Here is a 21,218-nt window from a genome sequence, read left to right on the forward strand (position 1 = left end):
AATGACTGCAATCTGCGTTGAAAATCTGGTGAAAACCTATAAGAGTGGAGTTCAGGCGTTAACTGGCCTTTCTTTCACTGTAAATGAGGGAGAGATATTTGCACTGCTGGGACAAAACGGTGCAGGAAAGTCGACGCTTATTAATGTATTGACTACCTACTTGCGGCCTACTTCCGGCTCTGTAAGCATGTTTGGTAAAGATATTTACCGTGAAACAGCCGAAATACGCACTTACATTTCTTGTGTAGCACAGCGGACATCCATTGATACCCACTTGTCCCTCACTGAAAACATGATATTTCAAAGTAAGCTATATAAAATACCAAAATCAGAAGCGAAAAAACGGATGGAACTATTGGTTTCCTACTTTGGATTGGAGAGATATTTAAAATACCCTGTTTCGTCCTATTCTGGCGGGGTTAGGAGGCGGCTTGATATTGCTCTCAATATGATGACCAATCCTAAAGTATTGTTTTTGGATGAGCCAACCGTTGGCATGGATATTCAGTCCCGTATTGCAATGTGGGATATGATGAAAAAGATACGAGCCGATTTTGGAACAACCATTTTCTTGACTACGCATTACTTAGAAGAAGCCAATCAGTTATGCGATACCATCTGTATCATGAAAAACGGGAAAGAGATCATTCAGGATACACCCCATGCTCTATGTGAATATCTTCGTCAGGATATGCTGGAAATTTCTTTTTCATCGAAAGAAGAAGCTAAAAGCTGTTTAGACTATCTGAAAAACGTTATTACATTGGAAAACTCTGATTTACGACACGATAAGATTATCACCAGTTTGAAAAACGGACGTGCCGACTTGGAAAGAGCAAATCATTGGCTATTGGATAACGGTATTCCTTTTCTAGGCATTAAAATCATTGGGTCCAATATAGAGGATGTCTTTATTCGTCTGACCGCCGATAAGGAGGCTTGCTAATGAGTATGGTTACTTTGTTGGAACGTAATATAAAGTGGCGTTTCCATAATGCTTTCACGGTTGTGATTACGATTTTACAGCCCATGCTCTGGTTAATTTTATATAGTTCCGTTGCCGGGCAATCCATGCAAGGTATCGGAATTGAAAATTATACCGCTTTTATCCTTCCAGGGCTTATTATACTGGTTAGTTTTGGGGCTTGCAGTAGCAGCGGTATTATGAACTATCTGATGAAAGCCGACCGAAGCTTTTACCGTATACTAATTGCGCCGGTTCAAAGAAGTTTTATTGTACTCGGTCAGATATTGGAAGCAGTTTTATGCACCTTTCTTGAAGTAGCTATAATGGGTGTTGTAAGTCTGTTCTTTTCGGTAAAGATTGCTTCCGGGTTGTTTGGATTTCTTTGTATCATTTTACTTGTGTTCATGACTGCGTTTTTTATGGCGGGGCTTACCTATTCCATCAGTCTTTGTCTTCCGAATGAAGTCGTTTATGAAACTGTAATGAATGCGATTGTCCTGCCATTCTTTTTTCTAAGCACGGCATTATTCCCGGCAGATATGTTACATGGTGTACTGGCAATTGTGGTTAATATTAACCCTTTCACTCATGTAATCAATGTTTTACGGGATTTAATTCTAAAAGGTAATATCAATATTAAAGATATTCTATTTATTATTTGCCTTCTCGCATCAATGAGCGTTATTAGTTTTACATGGGCGTTAAGAAGATTAAAGAAAGAAACAATGTTATAAAATAGTTCCAAATCTGCCAAACGGAAATACAGTTTCACAAGAACCGGATACACCAGAAGGCTAAAGAATGGCGCGGCTATCACACTGCGCCATTCTTTCAAATTTAATTTTACCATTGTATTAAAAATTAACAATTCACGACTTAGAGCGGTGATAATAAAAATATAATTAATTTTAAAATAACGGACTAGATACATACATTTAAATCATATAATTTTTAATAAGAAAATACTCAAGTGGTAAATTATGAAGAAATTTTTAACTTTAAAACGCAGCAAGCTCTTTTTACTGATTATAATATTCAGCCTGTTGATAATTTCTATTACTAGAAGTCTGATTGCTATCAATGCCGTATCTTCCAATAACCAGGCTGCCTGTGTGCCGATTATGATGTATCATCAGGTTAAAAACGACAACTTGGGGAAAGATGTTATCAGTCCATACGAATTTGAAAACGATCTGAAATATTTAGCGGATAATAATTATTCGACTATAACCATGTCCCAGCTGATCGATTTCGTCTATTATGGTATTGAATTACCGAAAAATCCGATTATTTTATCTTTTGATGACGGTTACATAAGTGTATATAAATATGTCTTTCCGTTACTAAAAAAATACGATAAGAAAATTGTATTATCCATAGTCGGTAAAAGTACGGATAATTTTTCAAAAGTATTTGATGATAACATTAATTATGCTTCTATCACCTGGGACCAGATTTATGAAATGGATAAATCCGGACTGGTTGAAATTCAGAACCATTCTTATGACCTGCATAAAATACGCAATGGGCGTTACGGCTGCTATCAAAAACAGGATGAATCTACGGAACACTATGAGATTGTAATAACAGAAGACCTTACTACGCTGCAGGAAAAAATAAAAGAAATTACACATAAAATTCCGACTACATTTACTTATCCTTATGGAAAATATAATGATAAAACTGAGGATATAATTAAGAAATTAGGCTTTAAAGCTACCTTATCCTGTACATATGGTGTTAATTTAATTAAGCAGGATCCTGAAAGCTTATACGGATTAAAAAGAATATGCCGTTCCCATAACGAGCCAATTGATAAGTTAATAAAGGGCGGTTTAAAAACCCTTAAATTTATTGATAATTAATATAACCTAGATACCAACAAAAAAAAGTTCACATTATCTTCATTGTTTTAACATACCTTTAACACACTCGCGAATTAAAATGTACTTGTTAGATTAAAGCACACTCATTTATCAATTTTTTCATTACAGGGCTGCTATAAAATATAAATTTTATTGAAACCACATCCTTCTGCAAACAATAAAATTTATTTTTACGCAGCCCTCTCCTCTTTTATTGTATATTTTTTCAGGTAATCACGAAACTTTATAATTTCTCGAATATACTATATAATTGTTATGAATTTTGTATGATATAAACCACAGAAGCAGCTAAACTTCCTGCCAGTATGGTAAAGATAACTGCAAGTGACCATCCAGTGGAAATTTCAATATCAAACATTAAAACGGTAAGTTTAATACCGGTAAAAGTGAGTATCGCAGCAACACCATATCTTACATAAATAAATTTTTCGTGCAGTTTTCCAAGTACGAAGTAGATGTTCCTTAACCCCAAAATAGCAAGTATATTGGAAGTATACACGATAAACGTATCCGTTGTTACTGAAAATATAGCCGGAATTGAATCCACGGCAAAGATAATATCCGTAAATTCAATCAGGATCAGAATTGCAAACAGCGGTGTCGCATAAAGAATTTTATTTTTCCTGACAAAAAATTTATCACCCTCAAGTTCTTTTGTAATTGGTAATTCTTTACTCATAATTTTAAGAATTTTACTGTTTTTCAATTCGACATCTTCTTTTTGTTTCTGCATCATTTTAATACCGCTGATTATAAGAATTATTCCGAATATATAAAGAACCCAGTGGAACATGTTTACTATAGCTACCCCTAAAACAATAAATAACAGTCTTAAAATAAATGCTCCAGCTATTCCATAATTTAAAACCCTCCTCTGATACTCCAGTTTTATGCCGAAACTTGAGAATACCAGTATGAATAGAAATAGGTTGTCTATGCTTAAACTTTGCTCAATCATATATCCGCCTAAAAATTCAAGGGATTTTTCCCTACCCATAAAGATGAAGATACCTATATCAATTAATAATGCAACATCAATCCAAAATGCGGTCCAGACTAAGGCTTTACTGGTTGACAATGTACTTACCCCCCTAAATTTTATGTAAACAGGATAGGAGTATTAAATGATCACCTAAATCCTGTTTATGTAAATCAAATGTTCACTTAATACTCAATATATAGAAAAAAGACCTTTATTATAACCGGGGAATTACCGAATTAAATAAAGATCAAACTTCATCTTTTAACTAATAGTCCAAAACCGGCTCCACAGATACCGCCCAAAATATGAGCGCCGTGTGCTATACCATCTTCTGTCCCCACACTGCTCATTGCTTCTCCGCCAAGATATATGATAACTACCAGTAATAAGGTAATTGGAATTCTGCCCTCTTTCATACCCGCCGCAGAGGATAAAACAATCATCATAAATACAATACCGCTGGCACCTAAAAGTGCGCTGTTCGGGTAAAAAACCATGTAAAATATACCGGATACCACTGTTGTTAATACAATCATTTTTAAGAAAAGCTTAGAACCGTATTTTTCTTCCAGCATCGGTCCTAATACCAGAAACAGAACCATGTTACCGGAAAAATGATTCCAGTTAGCATGTCCCAGCACATGGCCAAACAATCTCATATAGGTTAAAGGATCCGACCAGGAAGATTTATAGGTGCAAAAAAACAGGCTAGTTGATACTCCATTGGTTAAATTTCCTAATAAAAGTACTCCAAGGGAAATTAAGGCAAACGTAAGGGTAACAGGTGAATTATATTGAAATTTTCCGGTTTTACGCTTCATACTTTAGATAATCCTTTCTGATTTGCAGACTATTTGTAAACCTAAATAATCTACTTAAACATCCTTATTTTATCATAGTCTCGGCTATTTGTCGTTAAGTATGCTAAATTATTTTACCAAATTATAACTTGACCTACTGTTGTCATGTTCATTTTGGTATAATAATAAAGAGCCTACCTTTCATATCTGGCAGTAAAAGAAGAATTTCGGGGCAAAGAAATTGGAACGATACTAATAGATTATATTTCAGATTATGCAGTTAAATCAGGAATTTCAGAGCTTTCTATTAGTGTTGAACGCAGTAACATAAAGGCGCATAAATTGTATTTTAAAAAAAGGCTTTAGCGAGATAATACTTGAAAAGTCCAATCGTATTCTCTTGTTAAAAAGATATAAAATGGTATGCACAAGATAATAATATCATGAACAGGAGAAGAATAATCATGAGTGATGCTTTAAAAGATATTTATACCAGAGAATTTATACGGAATTTTGGGGACAAAGTGAAATCTGCTTATCAGGACTTTCCCTGTGAAAAATTTGTAGAATCCGTTTTACTGCCTCCATGGGGGAATTGCCGTTACGTGCCCGCATGTACAGAATCGTGGAAGTGTTGGGTACCTGTTTACCCGGTGATTATAAAGATGCTTTAAATATATTATTTTCTATTGAAAAGGAATGTACCGGCTTTCCTTATTTATTCTTTCCAGATTTCGTCGCTGCCTTTGGGCAAAGTGAGGAACACCTGGAACTTTCCATGGCTGCCTTAAAGCGCTTTACGAAACTTTCCTCCTCGGAATTTGCAATCAGGCCTTTTATACTGAAAGACCCTGAGTTTGCTATGAAATACATGCTGAAGTGGTCAACTGATTCCAATGAGCATGTCAGACGCCTCTCCAGCGAGGGCTGCCGCCCTCGACTTCCCTGGAGCATGGATCTTCCCATGTTCAAGGAAGAACCCAGACCCATACTTAAAATTCTGGAGAACCTAAAAGCAGATTCATCACTTTATGTACGAAAAAGTGTAGCCAATAATTTAAATGATATTGCAAAAGATAACCCTGAGATAGTTATAACTACAGCAAAAAATTGGATAGGCAAAGATCCTGACACTGATTGGATATTACGGCAGGGCTGCCGCACGCTTGTACGAAAAGCCAATCCTGAAGCACTTGCACTCTTTGGATATGCAAAAAATGTAGAGGAGAAGCCACTGTATCAAACTGCTTCCCTCACTGTGATACCTGAGAAGCTTACTATCGGTGATAGCTGTGAACTGACTTATTCCATGGATTTAGACTTGGATACGAATGCCCGCATACGGATAGAATACGGGATTGATTTTATTAAGTCCAATGGGAAACCATCCCGTAAACTTTTCTTATTGACGGATAAAACCGTATCCGGTAAAGTAACCTTATCAGGCTCCCGTAAACACAGTTTTGCCAATCTCACCACCAGGCGCCACTATCCGGGTATTCACCGGATTGTTTTATTAATCAACGGTCAGGAAGCTGCTCAGGTTTCTTTAACTCTTAAACTTTAAACCGGCTAATCTCCTGATTGTCTTTCTTTTTTGATAATTGCTCCAAGAACTTTATGAACCTCGACCTTGAAAGAATCCGTAGCTTTCAAGTAAAGCTGCAGCTTTAAGGTAAATTCCATTTAGGATAAATAATATTTTCACACTTCATCGCACAAAAAGTCACGAGATAAAAACTCGAATCCTCTATAATAAACTTATACAGAAAGGAGATAAACCGATGGATTGGATAACAGGTCTGCAAAAAGCGATAGACTATATTGAAGATAATTTAACCAATGAGCTTGATTATACTGAGATTGCAGGGAGAGCTTGTTCCTCAACTTTTCACTTTCAACGAGTATTTGGGATTCTTTGTGGTTATAGTCTTGGCGAGTATATCCGTAACAGGCGGCTCACACTTGCCGGCAGTGAGCTTGCCTCCTCCGATGTAAAAATCATAGATACAGCATTAAAATATGGTTATGATTCTCCGGAAAGCTTTGGCAGAGCATTTACTCGTTTTCATGGTATAACACCATCCTATGCCAAAACGGAAGGTGCTAAGCTGAAATCTTTTTCACGACTTTCTGTAAAACTTATTTTAGATGGAGGTAATATTATGAATTACAGAATTGAAAAAAAAGATGCCTTTGATGTTATTATGAAAAAAAAGTATTTTCCAACCGATATTGATTTAAGTAATAAACAACTTCCCATATTTTGGGATAGTTGCCGTAAAGATGGTACAATATCTGTCCTTGGCAAGTATATAACAAAAGACAATATATTTGGAAATGCGGTTGCTGGAATATGCTTTGAAGACAGTACAAAAGATGATGAATTTCCGTATGCAATCGGAGTTGAATTTAAAGATGGAGATGTTGCAGAGGGACTGGATGTTGAAAAGATACCTGCACATACCTGGGCTATCTTTGAATGTATCGGGGTTATACCAGTAGCAATTCAAGACCTTTTGCATAAAATATATTCCGATTTTTTTCCGACAAGCGATTATAAACCTTACGGAGGAATCGATATACAGGTGTATCCGGATGGAAATATGCAATCACCGAAATACAAATGTGAAATCTGGATTGCAGTTAAAAAGAAATAATCAATAATTTCCTTCTGCGAATATAACTTATGGTAATATCGTCCAAATAAAAAATGGACTAAGCAAAAACCATTTTTTAATGGCAGAACTGCTTAGTCCAATTATATCAGTATCATGTATAAACTGACTTTTCCTTAATATCAGGTATAATTAACCCCTTTCCAGTAGATATTGGCTGCAACTACCGCTTTGCTTGATAAGGTGACCTCTTGTAAGGCCCATTTTTTGTATTCTTCAAATCCTGTTCTGTCAACAATATAACCTATGTGTTCTTTTCTGCCCGGTGCGTCCTTATCAATGTATTTTTCCACGTAAGCATACGTATTACGGATAATTTTACGGATGCTGTCTTCATCTGCCCATTTAATAAAATCCTCTCCCAGTCTTGGATTTTTCTTACCGGTTCTTCCAAGAAGGGTAAGTCTGTAATACTTTTCATCACTTCTGGTCCATGCCCTGGTAGGACAGGCAATGACACATTCCCCGCAGCCGATACATTTCTCATGGTTCCGTTCTACCTTGTAGTTAATCATCTGCAAAGCTCCGACCGACTTCTTCTGGCAGGCTTTTACACAAGCCTGGCAGCTGATACAGCGTTCCTTATTATACTGTGGTTCTGTCATACCCATAATTCCAAAGTCATGCATCCGGACCTTGGCGCAGTCATTTGGGCAGCCTGTTAAGGCTATTTTAAAATGCAGATCATGAGGAAATACATCCTTTTCTATCCTCTGCGCAAAGCCGGTGGTATCATAACAGGCGTAGGGACATACCCTGTTTCCCACACAAGCCGAGATATTTCTGGTTCCGGAGGAGGAATAACCTTTGCCTTCTTCCGGCTGGGTTATATTAAGTCCATCAATTAACGGCTGAAGTAATTCATTGACTTTCGGCATATCCTCAAAACGTATGCCCGGAATTTCAAAACCCTGCCTAACCGTAATATGGACGGTTCCATTACCGTATTCCTGCGCTATCTTCTGAATCACAGCCAGATATTCTGCTTCCATATGCCCACCGGGTACTCTGACTCTGGAGGCTGTAATTCCTCTTTCCTTTGTTACCCGGAAAGCATTTTTCTTCAAACTTTTTGTATTAATATCCATTTAAACCTCCCATCTGTGCGTCAAACACACATCCTAATCCTAATCAATTAAATCCTTGCCCTTAGTATACCGGAATACGGGACCATCCAGGCAGACGTAGGTATCATCTATTTTACAATGACCGCATTTTCCGATTCCGCAGCACATTTTCCTTTCATGGGAAATCCAAAGGTTTTCTTCCAAAAAGCCTTCCTTTAGCAGACCGCTTACAGAGAAACGCATCATAGCCGGTGGGCCTACTACGATAGCAGCTGCATTTGCCTTGTCTAAAATCTCAAGCTGCGGAATATACTGGGTTACCAACCCCACCTGACAGGTTGTATCATCTTCCGCACTATCGACAGTTAGAATAACTTTCATATTTTGCTTCCATTTAGAAAAATCCTCTAAAAATAATATCTGTCCGGGATTTTTAAAGCCGGCAACCACTTGAAGGGATTTCAGTTCCCCTATATGGTTATTAAAATATTCTATCACACCCCGAACCGGTGAGACACCGGTGCCTCCGGCGATTATTACAAGTTCTTTTCCTTTGTAATCCTCTACCTGAAAACCATTGCCGTAGGGACCTCTTAAGAATATTTTATCTCCCTGATACCGCTCAAAAATCTCATTGGTTACCTTACCCACTTTACGGATGGTAAGTTCCACATAGTCCTTCCCAATACCGCTGACGGAGATGGGGGCTTCACCAAATTTGGGGATAGAGACCTCAAAAAATTGTCCCGGTTTTACCTCTCCTTTAAATGCTAAACGGAAAGTATACTCTATGTCCGTATGTTTTTTCACTTCAAGTATTTCTGATAAAAAAGGAGTGTACTCATTTACCGCCATTGCTGTTTACCTCCTCCATAGCCTCTTCTAATTTATTAATGCAATTGGAAAATGATATATATTCCGGACAGACATCATCGCATCGGCCGCAGCCTACACACATATGATAACCGTTTCTCTTTTTAAAGTCATAAATCTTATGAAGCACCCGAAAGCGCATCCGTTCGCTGCTTTTATTACGGTAAGAACCACCTCCGGCAACTTCTGTAAAGCCGTCCACCATACAGGAAGCATGAACTCTTCGCCTCTCACCTACCTTACCGTTATCCGTATAAAAAATGTCCTGCATGGAAAAACAGGTACAGGTAGGACAGACAAAATTACATCTGCCGCAGTTAATACACCGGCTGTTGTATTCCTCCCACATAGTGGATTTGATAATATCCAGTGACAGATTTTCAGGTATTTTTACCTGGATTTCATTCTCCTTAACAAAAGGAATCCTTACCTTTTTTTCTTCACCGGCCAGCTCTTTCAATACCGGATTTAATTCCTCCCACCGGCTGTCAACATGGAAGCTTTCTTCTTTAAAAGACAGGGCTAAATCAAAGCTTTCCGGTATATTGGTTCCCATACTTACACAAAAACAATTATCATAGGAATGTTCGCAGCCAATCACTACAAATTTTACGTTTTCCCTTAAACGCTTGTAGTAATAATCTTCAAAACCATTTTCCAAATATATCTGGTCGAGACGTTTTACCCCATGAAGATCACAACTTCTTAAGAATATCACCGCACCTTTTTTCCGCTCTGGCTTTGCCTCTTTTACTTCCTCTTCCGTGAAATAGAATAATGTCTGGCTTAATGGCAGTAATACCTCCTTAAAACTGTAATCCGACTTTCTTTGAAATTCAACTTCTGCTACGGTATCAACTGCTTCATAGCGGATACAATCCGTATCAGAGTACATCCCCTCCCCCTTCTTTCTTTTGGGGGCATAAATGACATAATCCTTTTTCCAGATATCAAAAACCTTTTGCATACTGTTTTCATTTAAAATATATCCCATATGGCACCTTTCCCTTTCTATTGTTAAATCTATCACAGTTACAAAAAGAAAACCGTGAGATATCTCACGGTTTTTTAAAAAATTCATTTAATTTTTGTTGGTCCGGAATTATAAATTTATTCTTCTGAATAATCAGCAACTGCATATCCACAAGCTTTTTGGCTTGTCTGGATACGGTTTCCCGTTTTGATCCTAACATTTCAGCCAGAAAAGTAATTGTTAAATTCAAGTCAATACAAATTCCATCTTCCTGTTTTATTCCATAGTCTTTGGATAACTTATATAACTTTGCAGCCAGCCGTTTTTCACCATTTAAATCATTGGTGGTATTCTTTAACTGTCTGTAAAGCCTCCTGATTTTTAATGCCATGGAATCAAGTACCGCTTTCGTTAATCCACTGTCATTCTCCATCACATGCCAAAGTCTTGATACGGGCATAACCAGGACAATAGAATCCTCCAGCATTTCACAATTGATGGATGCCGGGAGGTCCTGAAACATAACTTCATTGAGCATGTTTCCTTCTCCATAGACAAATATGACTTTCTTTTCACCCAGACTGTTTAATTTATAAAGCGATGCCCTCCCTTTAATTAAGATATAAATACTTTTTACCTCTTCTTTATCCAGAAACAGGTGTTGTCCTTTTTCTATCTTTAACAGGGAGGAAAATCCGGTAATTTCCGTAAGACTAGGTGCCGAAGCCGTCTTAAAAATCTCTGCTGTCACAACAGCGTCTTTTAAGGATATCAACATTTCTCCTTTCTGACAAACTCTCCTATTCTTATAGAACTCATTATAAACAAAATACTAAGGTTTGAAAAGCCGCAACCATATATTTTTAAAATAGATTGAACTATATTAAACTTGATTTAATTTTAACCTCTTTTCTTCTGATATAGCTAAATAATATCCGTTATTTTATATCCGTTATTTTGCAGATGATTATTAAGTTCCGGTACAGATGTCTGTTCGTCAAAATTTATATCAACATAATTCTGCCCTTTACTTAGGAATACATCATGTACTCCAACAACACCCTCTAATTGGTTTCTCACTTTGTCCTGTGTCTCATTTTCCTCTAACCCATCAATGTTAAATCTTATGCTCTGCATGTGTTAAATCCTCACTTTTTCTATACTAATAGTAATTTTTATTATTATCTGCCGATGATTATTTTTTATACAAATTTATACTGCAAGATAATTTTGTGTCTAATCTGTTGAACCATAAAGCTGCCCACAGGCAGCACCGATATCTGAACCAAATTGATTTCGGATCGTAATATTTACACCCTTAGCTTTTAATATCCTGGCAAAATTTATCACGCTTTTTCGTTCCGATTTATAGTATCTGTCAAATGTTTTATCCGTAGAATTGTAAGGTATCAGATCAACATGATAGAGATGCTCCCAATAACCCCGTCCCCGCAACAGCTCTGCAACTGCTTTTGCATGTTCCGATGTATCATTTATTCCCCGAAGCAGTATATAAGCTATATATACCTTCCGCCCGGTTTGTTTTAAATGATTGTCCAATCCTTTCATTACCTCATAAAGCGGATATTGCTTATTCACATGCATCAATTCGCTTCTCTGGAAGTCAAAAGGGGAATGCAGTGAGAATGTTAAATTAACTTGAGGGAAATCCCGTGTTATTTTTTGTATTCCAGGCAGTACACCTATTGTAGATATGGTTATTCTACGCTGACTTAAACCAAAAAGACCTGGTTCAGTTAATATGGAGAGCGCATCAAATACATTGGGGTTTGCAAGCGCTTCCCCCATTCCCATAAAAGATACACTATCCAGATTATGCCCATTGAGATGAAAGTACAATAGCTGATCGGTTATTTCGTCAACGGTAAGATTTCTCTTTAAACCAATCGTACCTGTTGCGCAAAAGCTGCAGCCAAATCCGCAGCCGCATTGTGAAGAAATACAAAATGATTCCCAGCCACGTTTATATTTTAAATGAACAGTTTCTATATGTTTTTCATCGGATATGGAAAATAGCACCTTTTCGGCTTGATCTGATATATGTTTGAGTACCGGTTTTATATTAACTATACTATTTCCCAGCTCGTTAACTAATGTTTTCCGTAATACCACAGGCAGGCTGGTCATCCGTTCAAATTCCCCAATTCGTTTCTTAAATATTGCATCAGCAATTTGCTTATATCTGTAATCTGGCTGTTTCAAATGATCTAATATTAGTTGAATTTTATTATATTTTGAATTCATTATTTTCTCCTTTATAACACGCAAAAAAAACGCAAAAGCGTCCATAAAATCGGCACTTTGCGTTTCACTTTACCCAAGCTATATTAGAAAACATGAAATATCAATAGAATTTTAAGCAACCTAAGAAAAACAACCAAAACGAATTGAAGTGAATCCGAAGGTCTAAATTATTGCAAGTTTACATGTATAGTCTCATTTTACTTTCTTCAAAGACTGATAAATGTCTTCTGGAAAGTTGATTATATAAGCTTTAATTTTAATATAGAAGGGTTCAGGTCCGATAGCTGGATAATTGCATAAACCTTGTTAACTATCACATTAAATAACAGGTTCGCATTATCATGTACAATTGCTATCATCACTTTCACCTTCCTAACATAATATAATAAATTTAAAAATTCCATTGAATTATAACAATAATAATTTATATTGTCAACATAAAGGATCCCTCCAAACTGGTTCGTCTGAAGGGATCCTTAAAAAAGTTTTTAATGATTGTTTATTTTCGGCCGTTTAGTCTTTCTTGGAAAAACTTCAGAGCTTCTCCGATAAATGCTGATGCACCAACTCCATATTTCTTATCCGTTGCCTCAATAGATGCAGAATTGGTTAAATATAAATCCGAAATTAGCCCCCAGTAATTGTCCCCCATGTCAGTTTTTACAATTTTATTAGTCTCATCTGTAAACCGTGCTATCTCTTCAACAATTTGCTGGATTTCTTTTGAGGTGGGATCTTTACTTAAGTCAGCAGTAAGTTGATTCATTAATTCATTTGTTCTTCCCATATAATAATCCACATTTTCTTTTATGATGTTAAACCCATCCATGGATTCCGAATAATGACTGAGATTTTTCTTCATCGCTTCCGTGTACTTTTCTATACTTCCGTACTGTTTCACAGCTAAGGAAGCAATTTCTGATTCCTTTGCTCTGCAATTTTTAATAAAATCATTAAATTTTTCTGTACTGCCCCAATATTTTATTACTTCTTCCTCTTTTTCTTTTTTAAACTCTTCCAGGGCATTAAAATATTCACTCATATCAAATTCTTTAAAACTCACTGTACCGGCTCCTATCAATGTTTTATTTACAAGCTCTATTAAATCATTTAATCTGTTACGTTTCAGAATAAGCAGTTTTTTATGATTGTTCAGGGCCTGCATTTTATCAAACTGGGGGCTTTCCATGATTTCTTTCACTTCTTTTAACGGTAAATCAAGTTCTTTAAAAAATAAAATCTGCTGCAAGGTTTCGAGAGCTTCCTCATCATAAAGCCGATACCCCGCCTCTGTAATTTTACTTGGTTTTAATAAACCGATTTCATCGTAATAATGCAAAGAACGCACACTGATACCGGTTAAATCGGAAACCTGCTTTACTGTTCTCATGAATACACCTCCAATTTTCATTTAAGAGTTATCCATACTGTTTAATACTTTGCCGGCTAGGAGTTTCTTCAATATTTTTAACTCTGACTTGATTATACACTATGACGTGTTGTCAGGGTCAATATATTTTACGCAGATTTTCTCAGATTTTCATTAGAAATATTGGCCGCTTATCCCAAAGCTACATCCAGTATCATCATGATCAGGAAACCGCCCATAACGCCCATGGTACCGATATTGGAATGTTCCCCAAGATGAGCTTCCGGAATCAATTCCTCCACTACAACGTACATCATTGCTCCTGCTGCAAATGCAAGAAGCCAGGGCATATAGGGTGAAATCAGACCTGAAACTAATACCGCCAGAATTCCGAATACCGGTTCAACAATTCCCGACATACTGCCAAGGAAAAACGCACGTCCGACACCCATTCCTTCCTGTCTAAGGGGAAGTGAAATAGCTGCTCCCTCGGGAAAGTTCTGTATACCGATACCAATTGCCAGCGCCATTGCAGAAGCGATTAACGCAGCTCCGCTGCCATGCTGTTTTGCCAGGGCAAATGACAGACCTACTGCCATTCCTTCCGGAATATTATGTAAGGTAACTGCCAAAACAAGCAGGGAAGTACGTTTCATGGATGAGTTTACCCCTTCTGTTTTATTGGCTCCCGGATGTAAGTGCGGTATCAACCGGTCCAATCCATATAAAAATGCAATACCAAGGATAAATCCGCCCGCTGCGGGTATCCATCCCACCTGTCCGTTAGCCTCCGCTTCTTCGATAGCCGGAATTAAAAGGCTCCATACCGATGCCGCAATCATAACTCCTGCAGCAAACCCCAGGAATACCTTTTGAACCTGGCCGCTCATCGTTTTGTGAAACAGAAATACCATAGCTGCCCCCAGGGTTGTCATTAAAAATGTAAAGCCTGTACCTCCTGCTGCCCATAATAAAGATTGTGCCATATTTTTATCCTCTTTTCATTTATTATTTATTTAAGCTTTGAGTATCCAAAGTCCGCTTACTCAAATGCCTTTAAAGCGATTTGCTAATCTCTCGATTCCAAGTCCGCTTATCAGCATTCTTTCTTTTTTATTCTGAAGAAGTTTCTGCGGCCAGTCTACAAAACCGCCATCCGCTATCTCCATATCATCACCATTCATATTGATATATATCTTAAATTGAAGCCCCTGATAATATTGATTTTCCGATTTCGTTCCCTGCTCTGTAATATCAACTTCCCCTTTTAGATTATCCTGTAAATGCTTTAATATTCTCTCCATAAAACCGTCCGAGTCTTTATACCCGCCAACCTCTATGAATTTGATTTTAAACTTACTGATATCCAAAGTCTGATTTAAAATGGTCTGATAGATCTGAAAATGCTCCAATAAACTTTCTTTCTCAAAAATATAAGAACCTTTATCAATGCCGGAAGTAACCATGCAAAATAATTTAAAATGAGGCAGATTTGCCGTATCCTTATAGTTCTGCGCCCGTATATGACGATGTATGGTACAATACCGTATAAATTCGGCATTTTCTTTTTCTTTCCTGTTTCTTTTTAAATCACAGATATGTAAAGCTAACGAATTCGTAGCGTCCGCTAAGACTTCCGTTCCTCTCAAAGCGGAAATAATTTTATTCTGATTTGCTTTAGCAACTGCGGAACAGGTTCCAAGTGCCGCAACCGGAGATAATTCGACGGGTGTAAAGGAAAATGTACCTGCTGCCTTAAGAATCTTAAGTTCTAACTGAATTAAATCTATTATTTTTCCCTCATATGGTTTCACGAACCGGTTCGATTCATAAAGTTTCAACAGTTCCGCTGGTCTTATTTCCTTTGATTTCATATTATATATTTCCAATAATAAAGAGTTTAATTCGGAAAATGTTAACTTATTAGTCAGTATATCCAGCAAGTCATTCTGTCCGGTTTTTTTGATTATCTTCTGAATTATGTCATTACTCATTACCTCACCACTTTCTCTCTATTTTTTCTAAATATTAACTGTTAAACCCATTTTAAACAGCGGCTCCGGTTAAGTCAAGCTTCTTTCAAATAGGTAATAAGTGTTAGTTCTTACAATGTTATACGCTGCATTTGATTTTGTCAACGTTATTACGATAAAAGATCAGACAGACAAAAAGAAACCTGATATACAATGCTGTAAATCAGGTTTCCGTATTTAATAGAGGATATTTCTTTTCATTACTTAATCAACATCGGCATATAGATACCGCCCTGTACGCTTCTAGCGATAAAATGACAGTATTCTCCGGTAACGGTTTCGTACCAGTCGGAGAAAGGTACCCGGCTCGTAGTTTTCCTTACATATTCGGCAACTGGGGATATGAGTTTTTCTGCCTGTTCTTTATCCTCTGCTAATGCCGCACACCAGAGAATCCAGTCACTCTTGGTGTAATCCCTCCGGCTGTCTAACGGTACACCGTAAGTATTATTTTTATTAATATAATAAGCAATTTCTTTCTCAAACACTTCCCTGGAAAACAGGCTGCTTCCGAAGAATTTATCCCATACCAGATTGTATTTAAGACTCCAGGAATCCGGATTATCAAAGGTCAGGCGGTAATGGTCACCGGCAAGGGAACGTACTTCCCAGTCTTTGGCCATAACAGCCGCTTTCTGGTGATATTCTTCTGATACAGCGTCTTCTCCCATCTGTTTTGCCAGTTGTGAAAAAGCCTCGATACCCATAATAGCTTTGGCGGACAGATTTACATTATGGGAGAGATGTCCGGCAAAATCATCGGTACACAGCTGTTCTCCCGGATCTGCACCATAGGTCAACAGATACTCTGTCCATTGTTTTAACAGTTCATAATGGGGTTTTGCAAATTCCGCAGATTTATCCAGAGCGCATACCACTGCTGTTAATATCAGCATGTTACCGCATTCCTCCACCGGCATCTGATATTTGATATCATAAGTTTTACTGCCGGATGGATACATGTAATAAAACGGAAAGATATTACCGTTATCATAGCGGAATTCTTTCTTTTCATGTTCACCATTCAGACCGTAAACCTGACCGGCGGCATAGGGATAACGACCCACATCGTGGGGTGCAAAATCATATTCCCAAACCGGACATTTGGCAAAATAGAATACCGGACGGAGCATTCCTTTTACGTATTCCGTATCATATAAAAGGAATAAAGGTACGGAAGGATAACTAACATCTACGGTTCCGATACATCCATTGGAATCATTTTCTTTGGATAAGAATATCAGATTCCCCTCTTTATCTGTAATTAATTTATGTGCTGCTATAGCATGGCGGTAACTTATATTACACAATAAGACATAATCTTTACCACCAATTTTCTCTGCTTTGCTTTCTATACTTTTATCCAGCAGTTCTGCCCTTTTAAGAACTTCTGCTTTATCTTTAAAGCTTGCTTCTATTGCCTCCAAGATGGTCTCATATTCTTTCGTCCAATAAGCTTTCTGCCAGGAACCGAAATAAAAGATGGATAACAGATCATCATAAGCAATAATCATGGATGCCGTATTTTTTTCTTTTCCTAGTTTTGCAGTTGCAATCAGCTTATGATTTCCAGCCTCAAATTCTGTCGTTACGTTGGATTCGTCTGCAGCTAAATATACAAATCCCCAGTCAATGGTAATATTATCTCCGCTGTGACCCAATGGGTGCTGACCAGCCTTTCCCATATAAGCATAATGGAAAGTTTTCCTGTCATTATTTCCTCCGATGATATCGCCCGGAGTATGGCATACTAAATCAGAAGTAACAATAAAATCGATTCTTACCTCTGCTTCCTGCTTTCTTGTGATCTCATAATCAATATAAGTACAGGGCCTTGACACCAATACCGGATTGTCCAGTAAAAGAGGTGAGGTAAAACAGACAGTAAGCTTTATCTTTTCGTTTTCAAACGTATATTTCGTCGCCGTAGCCGTTACTTCCACACTTTTCTGCTCAATTTCCGGATGAAATTCTCTATTTCCTAAGAAGCAATATACCGCCCCGTCAATATTCACATAACCGTATATCCTTTGAGGTGCTTTGCTCCAATGTTGTGTATCTGTCTCATACAGCTTATCGGATGGTGACCAGATACCGAAATAGGGGTCGTGTAATATTAAAGGTACACTGGCGATTCTCTCAATTTCCATCTTTTATAATCCTTTATCGCAAACAATTTTGCGAACTGCCGCATATAAGGGTTGAAAGAATCTATATGCGGCATCCTTTCTTATAACGGATTTTCTTTCAACCATTCTATTTTATTTATCGACATTAATTAAGATGCCATAAAGTGGCATCTTAATTATAAATTAAAATTATATCCCTGCATAATTAGTACAATAGCTGCTCATGTCCTGGTTTCCTTTAACTAATAAGAGGATTCCTCTCAGCTTTTACTTTCATAAATATTTTATTATTTGTAATCTTAATCATAAAGAAACATAGATATAAAATAATAATAAAGATAGTAATAACAAACCTTATCGACTGACTGTAAAAAGCTGTTCCCTTTAGGGAAAATATAACAAGATTACTTAATAAAAGGAAAAGTAACGAATTTTCTCCGATGACCTGTAATGGTAACAGAACGCGGCTCCATATATGGGAGGAATAACTTAATTTTTCCATCCGTTCACATATTAGTATATATATCATAATAATAGCTGCCGATCCCAGAATAAATAAAAGTCCTGGCGGAAAACGTTCCGGTAAATCATGATGTTTTATTATGTATAAAACACTGGGAATTGATAAAATAAGTGTACTTACCCCAATTACCGATTTCATTTTCCCGGCGAAGTTCCGTACATAATTAATATAACAAATTCCGGCTATAAAATATATAAGATATGGAAATATCGGAAACGAATAAATATTCCCCGAACCAATAAACAATGCAACAATCGGTTCTTTACTCTGCTGGTATGGAAGCACTGCACATACCAGACTGAATACTCCAAGCAGTAAAAAGTGCCCTTGCAGCATATGGCGCCAGAATGGAAGAAAAAGAAAAACAAAAAGCTGCATTACAGCAAAAGCCAGCAAAAATTCAGAATATCCCATAATTTTCCGTAAAGTAATAATATTCCAGATTGTTTGAGGCAATAAAAAACTATCCTCTACAAAAATACTAAATGCAAAGGCTGATATATAATAGGCAAATAAATAACGCCAAAATGACTTCACTATTTTTATGATTGCCTGCTTAACAGGTTTTCTAAAACATGTCACAGTATTGGTAGCTCCAAATACAAAAAAGAAACCGGAAAAAGTCGTCAGATTGGCAAATTTTGAGATACCCCCTTGTAATATCTTATTCTCGTCACCAAAAAACTGAATACAATGAGCCAAAACCATTATAAAAACCAAAATTCCTTTAAAAAAATCCAACCATATTAAACGGGAAGACTTACCCTCATCTTTTTCTATCTCCATAATCTTAATCCTCTAACAAAAACCAGGTGCACAACTCGGTTTTTCCGCGGTTTGCCCTAGCAAAATACGGGATTAATTTTAAAGGAACGGTATGTCTTGTAGCACTTTTATCCCTATAAAGCTGATCAAAGCCATCTCGAACGGAAGCGCTGGTAGTAATCACAGGTATCTCTGCCTTACAGATTGAATCCTGTATAGTGGTATATTCCCCACTCCTGGATATACGGGCATCCCGGAGTTCGTAATTATTATCTGCACTTTCCGCACAGTAAACCAAAGGCCCTCTTGTTACAGCAGCACGTCCGCATAAATCTACAACCTTTGGATTTGCTTCCAAAACCTTTATTTCCATTTCTAAATTCAGACTAACCTTATCACCTGTTTTCCAGGAACGTTTACAATACGCATAACCATCTTTAACCGGTGCAGATATTTCTTCACCATTAATTGTTATATCAGCTTTTTTAGCCCACGCAGGGATTCTTAATGCCAAAGTATAAGTTCCATCCGTTTGTGTTGTAATTTCAATGCGGCCCTCATAAGGATATTTTGTTTTCTGTACGAGAGAGATCGCTTTATCCTGAAGCCAAACCGTACCGGCAGCATCCATAAAACAATGTGCAAAGATCACATCCTCTGCCGTGGAATACATATAATCAGCAATGGAACCGACTACACGCAGGAGATTCGGCGGACAGCAGGAGCAGTCAAATACCTTAACCCGTTCCATAATCGGCAGATGTTCCTTAAGTCCTTGGGGCCTTGAATCATTAAATATATTACGGTCGGGGTCAACCGCCAGGGGATTCTCGTAAAAGAAACTGTCGCCTGAAAGGGAAACTCCGCTGAGTACGGTATTATATAAGGCTTTTTCCGCACAATCCGCATAGATACCATTTGGCTCAATTAACCACATACGTCTGCAAAACATAGCAAGTGCAATAGATGCACAGGTTTCGTTATAAGCAGTATACTCCGGTAAATCATAATCAAAGGTAAAAGATTCCCCACGGTGAGTAGAACCGATTCCTCCGGTAATATACATGCGTTTATTTACAATGTTTGAGAAAAGTTCCTTACAAACCTGGAATAATTCCTCTTCTTTATTCCTTAATGCCAGATCCGCCATTCCGCTGTAAAGATATAACGCTCGTACGGAATGCCCTTCCGCCGTAAATTGCTTTCTTACCGGAAGATGGGACTGCATATGTTCCTGGTCGGTAAAACTATAAGTTTCATCCCTGTTACTTGTACCGCGGGTATTGATAAAATACTCGGCCAGCAATTTATAACGTTCTTCTTTGGTATAGTCATAAAGCTTCATTAAAGCAAGTTCGATTTCCTCGTGCCCCGGTGTATCAAATTTGGCTGAGTGATCAATCCGAAAGACTCTGTCAATAAGATCTATGTATTTTTCTGCTACTTGAAGCATAGCCGTTTTTCCGGTTGCTTTCGCATAAGCAATTGCACCCTCAACCAGATGGCCGGCGCAGTAAAGCTCATGATCGGTTCTTCGTGTAAATCGGGCATCCGGTTCAACCACGGTAAAATAAGCATTTAAGTATCCGTTTTCGTCCTGTGTGTTTACCATTCGTTCAACCAGTTCATCCACTTTGGTTTCCAATTCCGGATCACGTTTTTTCTGCAGGAAATAAGCCGCTCCCTCAATCCATTTCGTTACATCCGATTCCCAAAAGATATGTGGTTTATTTGGCATCCCCTCTTTCCAGTTAAATTTTAATGCTTCAAACCGTCCGGTTTCTTCAAAACGGTCATATACGGATTTTATTGTTACTTTATAAAATAACTCCTGTTTTTCTTTCCAAAAACCATCCGTCACATCTATCTGATCAAAAGATACCGGCTTACCGATAAATTTCTCCATTC

The 21,218-nt window shown here is 37.4% G+C and carries 19 protein-coding genes and 1 pseudogene; 6 read left to right on the forward strand and 14 right to left on the reverse strand.

The annotated features are described in order from the left end of the window. Nucleotide 1 precedes the first annotated feature (1 nt). The 3 genes from Ana3638_RS22515 to Ana3638_RS22525 all read left to right on the forward strand — a co-directional run bounded on the left by Ana3638_RS22515 (nt 2) and on the right by Ana3638_RS22525 (nt 2,832). Nucleotides 2-946: an ABC transporter ATP-binding protein gene (locus Ana3638_RS22515; protein ID WP_161840030.1), complete on the forward strand. Its 945-nt coding sequence runs from the start codon at nt 2-4 to the stop codon at nt 944-946. Continuing rightward, the gene (locus tag Ana3638_RS22520; protein ID WP_161840031.1) at nt 946-1,701 is read left to right on the forward strand and encodes an ABC transporter permease; all 756 of its coding nucleotides are present in this window, start codon (nt 946-948) and stop codon (nt 1,699-1,701) included. The genes Ana3638_RS22515 and Ana3638_RS22520 overlap by 1 nt, the downstream gene beginning before the upstream one ends. 246 nt (nt 1,702-1,947) lie before the next feature. After that, complete coding sequence (locus tag Ana3638_RS22525; protein WP_161840032.1) at nt 1,948-2,832, forward strand: polysaccharide deacetylase family protein; 885 nt, start codon at nt 1,948-1,950, stop codon at nt 2,830-2,832. A 274-nt stretch (nt 2,833-3,106) separates the two neighbouring features. On the opposite strand, the gene Ana3638_RS22530 is transcribed toward Ana3638_RS22525, so the two are convergent. Together Ana3638_RS22530 and Ana3638_RS22535 are read right to left on the reverse strand one after the other, a co-directional pair. Next, nucleotides 3,107-3,931, reverse strand: coding sequence for a TerC/Alx family metal homeostasis membrane protein (locus tag Ana3638_RS22530; protein WP_161840033.1), 825 nt, complete (start codon nt 3,929-3,931; stop codon nt 3,107-3,109). A 158-nt stretch (nt 3,932-4,089) separates the two neighbouring features. After that, the gene (locus Ana3638_RS22535; RefSeq protein WP_161840034.1) at nt 4,090-4,656 is read right to left on the reverse strand and encodes a rhomboid family intramembrane serine protease; all 567 of its coding nucleotides are present in this window, start codon (nt 4,654-4,656) and stop codon (nt 4,090-4,092) included. A 180-nt stretch (nt 4,657-4,836) separates the two neighbouring features. On the opposite strand from Ana3638_RS22535, the pseudogene Ana3638_RS27195 reads away from it, so the two are divergent. The 3 genes and pseudogenes from Ana3638_RS27195 to Ana3638_RS22550 form a co-directional block, all read left to right on the forward strand. Continuing rightward, nucleotides 4,837-5,001, forward strand: a pseudogene (locus Ana3638_RS27195) (GNAT family N-acetyltransferase); the annotation flags it as partial. 247 nt (nt 5,002-5,248) lie between these two features. Further along, nucleotides 5,249-6,202: a hypothetical protein gene (locus Ana3638_RS22545; RefSeq protein WP_246240523.1), complete on the forward strand. Its 954-nt coding sequence runs from the start codon at nt 5,249-5,251 to the stop codon at nt 6,200-6,202. Nucleotides 6,203-6,419: 217 nt separating this feature from the next. Beyond that, the gene (locus Ana3638_RS22550) at nt 6,420-7,295 is read left to right on the forward strand and encodes an AraC family transcriptional regulator (protein ID WP_161840035.1); all 876 of its coding nucleotides are present in this window, start codon (nt 6,420-6,422) and stop codon (nt 7,293-7,295) included. A 140-nt stretch (nt 7,296-7,435) separates the two neighbouring features. Here the strand turns inward: Ana3638_RS22550 and asrC are convergent, their stop codons facing one another. From asrC to Ana3638_RS22610, 12 genes are all read right to left on the reverse strand, one after another. Beyond that, nucleotides 7,436-8,401 carry a sulfite reductase subunit C gene (asrC, locus tag Ana3638_RS22555; protein ID WP_161840036.1) on the reverse strand — a complete coding sequence of 322 codons (966 nt, stop codon included), beginning with the start codon at nt 8,399-8,401 and terminating at the stop codon, nt 7,436-7,438. 39 nt (nt 8,402-8,440) lie between these two features. Next, a complete protein-coding gene (asrB, locus tag Ana3638_RS22560) occupies nt 8,441-9,235 on the reverse strand; it encodes an anaerobic sulfite reductase subunit AsrB (RefSeq protein WP_161840037.1) in 795 nt (264 codons plus the stop codon). Further along, entirely contained in the window at nt 9,222-10,247 is a 1,026-nt protein-coding gene (gene asrA / locus Ana3638_RS22565; RefSeq protein ID WP_161840038.1) for an anaerobic sulfite reductase subunit AsrA, read from the reverse strand. Before asrA ends, asrB begins: the two co-directional genes overlap by 14 nt. Nucleotides 10,248-10,311: 64 nt before the next feature. After that, nucleotides 10,312-11,004 carry a Crp/Fnr family transcriptional regulator gene (locus Ana3638_RS22570; RefSeq protein WP_161840039.1) on the reverse strand — a complete coding sequence of 231 codons (693 nt, stop codon included), beginning with the start codon at nt 11,002-11,004 and terminating at the stop codon, nt 10,312-10,314. A gap of 146 nt (nt 11,005-11,150) precedes the next feature. Then, nucleotides 11,151-11,363 carry a hypothetical protein gene (locus Ana3638_RS22575; protein ID WP_161840040.1) on the reverse strand — a complete coding sequence of 71 codons (213 nt, stop codon included), beginning with the start codon at nt 11,361-11,363 and terminating at the stop codon, nt 11,151-11,153. Nucleotides 11,364-11,462: 99 nt separating this feature from the next. Further along, nucleotides 11,463-12,491: a Cfr family 23S rRNA (adenine(2503)-C(8))-methyltransferase gene (locus Ana3638_RS22580; RefSeq protein ID WP_161840041.1), complete on the reverse strand. Its 1,029-nt coding sequence runs from the start codon at nt 12,489-12,491 to the stop codon at nt 11,463-11,465. 499 nt (nt 12,492-12,990) lie between these two features. Then, nucleotides 12,991-13,881, reverse strand: coding sequence for a MerR family transcriptional regulator (locus tag Ana3638_RS22585; RefSeq protein ID WP_161840042.1), 891 nt, complete (start codon nt 13,879-13,881; stop codon nt 12,991-12,993). A gap of 170 nt (nt 13,882-14,051) precedes the next feature. Next, entirely contained in the window at nt 14,052-14,846 is a 795-nt protein-coding gene (locus Ana3638_RS22590) for a ZIP family metal transporter (protein ID WP_161840043.1), read from the reverse strand. A 60-nt stretch (nt 14,847-14,906) separates the two neighbouring features. Then, on the reverse strand, nt 14,907-15,854 hold the full coding sequence (locus Ana3638_RS22595) for a hypothetical protein (protein ID WP_161840044.1): 948 nt from the start codon (nt 15,852-15,854) through the stop codon (nt 14,907-14,909). 239 nt (nt 15,855-16,093) lie between these two features. Beyond that, entirely contained in the window at nt 16,094-18,043 is a 1,950-nt protein-coding gene (locus Ana3638_RS22600) for a glutaminase domain-containing protein (protein WP_161840045.1), read from the reverse strand. A gap of 217 nt (nt 18,044-18,260) precedes the next feature. Beyond that, nucleotides 18,261-19,331 carry an acyltransferase gene (locus tag Ana3638_RS22605; protein ID WP_161840046.1) on the reverse strand — a complete coding sequence of 357 codons (1,071 nt, stop codon included), beginning with the start codon at nt 19,329-19,331 and terminating at the stop codon, nt 18,261-18,263. A gap of 4 nt (nt 19,332-19,335) precedes the next feature. After that, on the reverse strand, nt 19,336-21,216 hold the full coding sequence (locus Ana3638_RS22610; RefSeq protein WP_161840047.1) for a glycoside hydrolase family 127 protein: 1,881 nt from the start codon (nt 21,214-21,216) through the stop codon (nt 19,336-19,338). Nucleotides 21,217-21,218: the final 2 nt, after the last annotated feature.

This window comes from Anaerocolumna sedimenticola (assembly GCF_009931695.1).
GTDB lineage: Bacteria > Bacillota > Clostridia > Lachnospirales > Lachnospiraceae > Anaerocolumna > Anaerocolumna sedimenticola.

Bases quoted from the DNA above. Each gene is read 5' to 3' on its own strand.
- Ana3638_RS22600 (WP_161840045.1), bottom strand. From the start codon at position 18,043: ATGGAAATTGAGAGAATCGCCAGTGTACCTTTAATATTACACGACCCC.
- Ana3638_RS22585 (WP_161840042.1), bottom strand. From the start codon at position 13,881: ATGAGAACAGTAAAGCAGGTTTCCGATTTAACCGGTATCAGTGTGCGT.
- asrA (WP_161840038.1), bottom strand. From the start codon at position 10,247: ATGGGATATATTTTAAATGAAAACAGTATGCAAAAGGTTTTTGATATC.
- Ana3638_RS22535 (WP_161840034.1), bottom strand. From the start codon at position 4,656: ATGAAGCGTAAAACCGGAAAATTTCAATATAATTCACCTGTTACCCTT.
- Ana3638_RS22595 (WP_161840044.1), bottom strand. From the start codon at position 15,854: ATGAGTAATGACATAATTCAGAAGATAATCAAAAAAACCGGACAGAAT.
- Ana3638_RS22605 (WP_161840046.1), bottom strand. From the start codon at position 19,331: ATGGAGATAGAAAAAGATGAGGGTAAGTCTTCCCGTTTAATATGGTTG.
- Ana3638_RS22575 (WP_161840040.1), bottom strand. From the start codon at position 11,363: ATGCAGAGCATAAGATTTAACATTGATGGGTTAGAGGAAAATGAGACA.
- Ana3638_RS22515 (WP_161840030.1), top strand. From the start codon at position 2: ATGACTGCAATCTGCGTTGAAAATCTGGTGAAAACCTATAAGAGTGGA.
- Ana3638_RS22520 (WP_161840031.1), top strand. From the start codon at position 946: ATGAGTATGGTTACTTTGTTGGAACGTAATATAAAGTGGCGTTTCCAT.
- asrC (WP_161840036.1), bottom strand. From the start codon at position 8,401: ATGGATATTAATACAAAAAGTTTGAAGAAAAATGCTTTCCGGGTAACA.
- asrB (WP_161840037.1), bottom strand. From the start codon at position 9,235: ATGGCGGTAAATGAGTACACTCCTTTTTTATCAGAAATACTTGAAGTG.
- Ana3638_RS22610 (WP_161840047.1), bottom strand. From the start codon at position 21,216: ATGGAGAAATTTATCGGTAAGCCGGTATCTTTTGATCAGATAGATGTG.
- Ana3638_RS22590 (WP_161840043.1), bottom strand. From the start codon at position 14,846: ATGGCACAATCTTTATTATGGGCAGCAGGAGGTACAGGCTTTACATTT.
- Ana3638_RS22525 (WP_161840032.1), top strand. From the start codon at position 1,948: ATGAAGAAATTTTTAACTTTAAAACGCAGCAAGCTCTTTTTACTGATT.
- Ana3638_RS22545 (WP_246240523.1), top strand. From the start codon at position 5,249: ATGTACAGAATCGTGGAAGTGTTGGGTACCTGTTTACCCGGTGATTAT.
- Ana3638_RS22550 (WP_161840035.1), top strand. From the start codon at position 6,420: ATGGATTGGATAACAGGTCTGCAAAAAGCGATAGACTATATTGAAGAT.
- Ana3638_RS22570 (WP_161840039.1), bottom strand. From the start codon at position 11,004: ATGTTGATATCCTTAAAAGACGCTGTTGTGACAGCAGAGATTTTTAAG.
- Ana3638_RS22580 (WP_161840041.1), bottom strand. From the start codon at position 12,491: ATGAATTCAAAATATAATAAAATTCAACTAATATTAGATCATTTGAAA.